This is a genomic window from Ornithinimicrobium sp. (assembly GCF_030537745.1).
Lineage (GTDB): Bacteria > Actinomycetota > Actinomycetes > Actinomycetales > Dermatophilaceae > Ornithinicoccus.
This window is the reverse complement of the sequence record NZ_JAUNVI010000015.1, coordinates 44,405-48,761: the sequence shown is the minus strand read 5'-3', so window position 1 is coordinate 48,761 and position 4,357 is coordinate 44,405. Positions and strand designations below refer to the sequence as shown.

General features: G+C 67.1%; 4 protein-coding genes. All 4 read right to left on the bottom strand.

The genetic code is table 11. The annotated features are described in order from the left end of the window. Positions 1-276 precede the first annotated feature (276 nt). Positions 277-1,548: a tyrosine--tRNA ligase gene (gene tyrS, locus Q4P07_RS05310; RefSeq protein WP_303373856.1), complete on the bottom strand. Its 1,272-nt coding sequence runs from the start codon at positions 1,546-1,548 to the stop codon at positions 277-279. An 83-nt stretch (positions 1,549-1,631) separates the two neighbouring features. Continuing rightward, a complete protein-coding gene (locus Q4P07_RS05305) occupies positions 1,632-2,333 on the bottom strand; it encodes a DNA-3-methyladenine glycosylase (RefSeq protein ID WP_303373855.1) in 702 nt (233 codons plus the stop codon). Next, positions 2,326-3,747 (bottom strand): argininosuccinate lyase, encoded by a 1,422-nt coding sequence (gene argH / locus Q4P07_RS05300; RefSeq protein ID WP_303373854.1) that lies wholly within the window; start codon positions 3,745-3,747, stop codon positions 2,326-2,328. The genes Q4P07_RS05305 and argH overlap by 8 nt, the downstream gene beginning before the upstream one ends. A 34-nt stretch (positions 3,748-3,781) precedes the next feature. Continuing rightward, entirely contained in the window at positions 3,782-4,285 is a 504-nt protein-coding gene (locus Q4P07_RS05295) for an arginine repressor (protein WP_303373859.1), read from the bottom strand. Positions 4,286-4,357 lie beyond the last annotated feature (72 nt).

Sequence of the window (4,357 nt, the reverse complement as noted above, 5' to 3'; positions counted from 1 at the left end):
AACTTGGCATCAAAAAATGACACGCTGTTGAGTTCTCAAGGATCGGACACACACCTCATCGGCAAACTTTTTTGGTTTGGCGCGATGCGGGGCGTTCCTCATTCATTTAACCAGCCTGACTTCTGTGAAGTCAAATCCGTGCACCCTGCCCGTAGGCAGTGTCGCTTCGGTGGTTGTGCCTCACCCGGGACCGGCCACCTTCCGGTGTCCGTGCCTCCCTGTCGGCTGGCGAAGAGCAAGACTAGTTGACTACCGCCAGATGACCAAATCCGCTGGTCACAGAGCTTTGCGGGCCGCCGCGAGGTGCTTTCGACCGCGGCGGAGGAGGGCAGTCGCACCGTGCAGGAAGTCGGCCTCCTGCAGGACGGCTTCGACCTCAGTGACCTTCACGTTGTTCACGCTCACGCCACCCTCGCCGATGAGGCGGCGAGCCGCGCCTCTGCTTTCGGCCAGGCCGATCTGCACCAGCGCCTCCACGACGGTGGCTCCCGGCTGCACATCTGCCCCTGGCAGCTCTGCCGTGGCATCCCGAAGAGTGTCCGCGTCCAGGGCTGCTGGCTCCGCCTTGCCGAAAAGCACCTGGCTGGCGGTGTCGGCCTGCTCGGTCGCGTGCTCGCCGTGGACGAGGGTGGTGACATCCGCGGCGAGCGCGCGCTGCGCGAGACGCAGATGCGGCGTCTGCAGTGTCACCATCTCCAGCTCGGCGATGTCCTCCGGTGTGCGGTCAGTGAAGACGCGCAGCAGCTTGGCGACCTCGGAGTCTGGGATATTGATCCAGTACTGGTAGAAGGCGTAGGGGCTGGTCATGTCCGCCGACAGCCACACGGCATTTCCCTCTGACTTGCCGAACTTGTTGCCCGCCTCGTCGGTGAGCAAGGGGGTCGTTAGGACGTGGGCGGCGGCACCCTCCACGCGGTGGATGAGGTCCACCCCGGCTGTGAGGTTGCCCCATTGGTCCTGACCTCCGGTTTGTAGCGTGCACCCGTGGGTGCGGAAGAGGTGCAGGAAGTCCAATGCCTGCAAGATCTGGTAGCTGAACTCCGTGTAGGAAATCCCCACCTCGCTGTTCAGTCTGGCGGCGACCGCGTCCTTGCGAATCATCTGGTTGACCCTGAAGTGCTGACCGATGTCTCGGAGAAAGTCCAGGGCACTCATCGGCGCCGTCCAGTCCAGGTTGTCGACCAGGATGGCTGCGTTGCTGCCGTCGAAATCCAGAAATGGCCGGACCAGTTCCTTGATCCGCGCCACGTTGGCGCCAGTCTGGTCCTTGGTCTTGAGAACCCGCTCGGCCGTCGGTTTGGGATCCCCGATGAGCCCCGTCGACCCACCGACCAAGCAGATGACCTTGTGACCGGCCGCTTGTAGCCTGCGCAGCACGATCAGTTGGACCAGATTGCCGAAGTGCAGGCTCGGAGCGGTCGGGTCGAAGCCGCAGTAGACCGTGACCGGCCCTTCGTCGAGGTGCGCGCGCAGGTCGTCCTCGTCGGTGGTCTGGGCGATGAGTCCGCGCCAGCGCAGGTCGTCGAGGATGTCGGCTCCGGTGCTCACGTCTGGTCCTTCTCATTCTTCGTCGGTGGTGCGTCATCGTTGGGTACATCGCAAACCGACGCCCCGGTCCACCCTAAGGGTGGTTAGTCACTCGTGGCGCGAGGGTGCCGGCGGGATGCTGCAGGGCGATAGACCGAAACCGTGGGCTCGCCCGGCAGCCAGAACCGCCACGGATATCGTTCTGCATCGCCACCTTCTCCGGAGACTCCGACGCGCGGGCCCGTCTTGACCACGCGTGAGGGAGTGGTCAGCACCTGGATCCCGACGGGACTCCTGCCGGCAGGGGGAAAGAGGTCGAGCCCGTCGTGCTGGCGTCCCAGATCCAGGGCGCTGGTCAGGCACGCCGGTCCGCGCGCGAGCTCGTGGGGGCGAGCCGGGCGGGCACGCGCGGCATCGCGCCGGGTCCGCGCCTCCTCCTGCCCCTGCACGACCTCCCCAGCACGCAGGAGCACTGCGCTCGCCTCACCCTGGGAACCGCACACAATGTTGCAGCACCAGTGCATGCCGTAGCTGAAGTAGACGTAGAGGTGCCCGGCCGGGCCGAACATCACCTGGGTGCGAGGGGTCGGTCCTCGGAAGGCATGGGATCCGGGGTCATGCGTGCCCGCATACGCCTCAACCTCGGTGAGCCGGACCGTCACCGGCCCCAGACGCAGGTGCGCCCCAAGCAGCTCAGGCGCCACCGCCAGCGCGGATCTGCCGAAGAACTCCCGGTCGGGGGTGACGAGGCGAGGCCGGGAGACGTCAGATGGACCAGACCGCTTCGAGGGCGGGTGCTCAGTCACGGACGACCGGCAGCTCCTGCACCCAGGGCCGCAGGGTGGCCAGCGCCTTGAGCAGGTGGGCACGTTGCTCGTGCACCCGGACCGGCGCGGTGCCTCCCACCGCATTGCGCGAGGCGAGGGAGCCAGCCACGGTCAGGACAGCTCGCACCGCCGGGGTGAGGTGCTCGCTGATCCCTGCGAGGTCGGAGTCCGTCAGGTCCTCCAGCCCTATACCTCTGGACTCGCACACCCGCACGCACTCCCCGGCCACCTCGTGCGCCACCCGGAAGGCCACGCCCTGACGTACCAGCCACTCGGCCACGTCTGTGGCCAAAGAGAATCCCTGCGGGGCCAGCTCCTCGAGCCGTTCCGGGAAGAAGGTCATCGTCGCGACCATGCCCGCGACGGCGGGCAGCAGCACGTCCAGGGTGTCGATCCCGTCGAAGACGGGTTCCTTGTCCTCCTGAAGGTCTCGGTTGTACGCCAGCGGCAAGCCCTTAAGGCTGGCGAGCAGGCCGGCAAGGTCGCCTATCAGCCTCCCGGCCTTGCCTCGTGCCAGCTCCGCGACATCGGGGTTCTTCTTCTGGGGCATGATGCTCGACCCCGTCGAGAAAGCGTCGTCGAGCTTGACGAATCCAAACTCGGCAGTGGACCAGAGGATGACCTCCTCAGCCAGCCGCGACAGGTCGATCCCGATCATCGCGAGCACAAAGCTGAACTCGGCGGCGAAGTCTCGTGACGCCGTCCCGTCGATCGAGTTCTCGACGGGACGCGCCATCCCCAGGTCGTGGGCGATGGATTCGGGGTCCAGGCCCAGCGACGATCCGGCGAGGGCACCCGAGCCGTACGGCGAGACGGCCGCACGCACGTCCCAGTCACGGAGGCGCTCGACGTCCCGGAGGAGCGCCCATCCGTGGGCCTGCAGGTGATGCGCGAGGAGGACCGGCTGAGCGTGCTGCAGGTGCGTCCGCCCCGGCATCGCCACCTCGGCGTGGCGCGCAGCTTGGTCGACGAGCGCCTGGACGACGTCAAGGACTTTCCCGGACAAGATCCTGGCCTGATCGCGCAGATACATGCGAAAGAGTGTGGCGACCTGATCGTTGCGGGAACGGCCCGCACGCAGTCGACCGCCTACCTCTGGTCCGACCCGCTCGATCAGCCCCCGCTCGAGAGCGGTGTGGACGTCCTCGTCGGCCTCGCCCGGGACAAAATCCCCCGAGCCGACGTCCGCAGCGAGGCCGCGCAACCCGACCAGCATGGTGCTCAGCTCATCGTCGGAGAGCAGCCCGGCCGCGTGCAGGACACGCGCATGGGCACGGGAACCGGCAAGGTCGTAGAGCGCGAGGCGCCAGTCGAAGTGCGTGCTCTTGGAGAGCGCCGCGAGGGCATCGCTCGGGCCGCCGCTGAAACGGCCGCCCCACAGGCTGACAGTCATGCCCTCATCTTCCTCTATCGCCAACTGGCTCTGCCTACGCAGGGTCGTGGTCGCCCTCAGGCTCCGCCAGGGCCAGCAGGCGTCGGGCGGTCGCCGATCCGCCGTCGAGGTCAGTAGTGATGACCAGGATGGTGTCGTCGCCGGCGATGGTGCCCAGGATGTCGCCCGAGTCGCTCCTGTCGATGGCGGACGCGAGGAACTGCGCCGCCCCCGGCGGAGTGCGCAGGACCACCTGGTTGCCCACGGCGCGCGCGCTCACCAGCAGCTCTTGCAGCAGCCGGTTGAGCCGCGCTGACACCTTCGCGAAGTCCTGGGCCGGCTGGGGCGTGGTGTCACCGCCCTGGGCGGGCACCGCATACACGAGGGAGCGTCCACGCCGCACCTTGACGGCGTCGAGGTCGACGAGGTCTCGGGAGAGGGTCGCCTGGGTGACGATGATCCCGTCCTCGGCGAGTAGGGCCAGCAGCTTGCCCTGGGACCCGACCGCGTAGCGCTCCAACAGATCTGCGATCCGTTGGTGCCGTGCCGCGCGCGTCATTGGAATGCTGGTCACGGGGCGTGACTATACAGGACAGCGCATGATTATGCGGCTCTACGCCGGGCGGGCCAG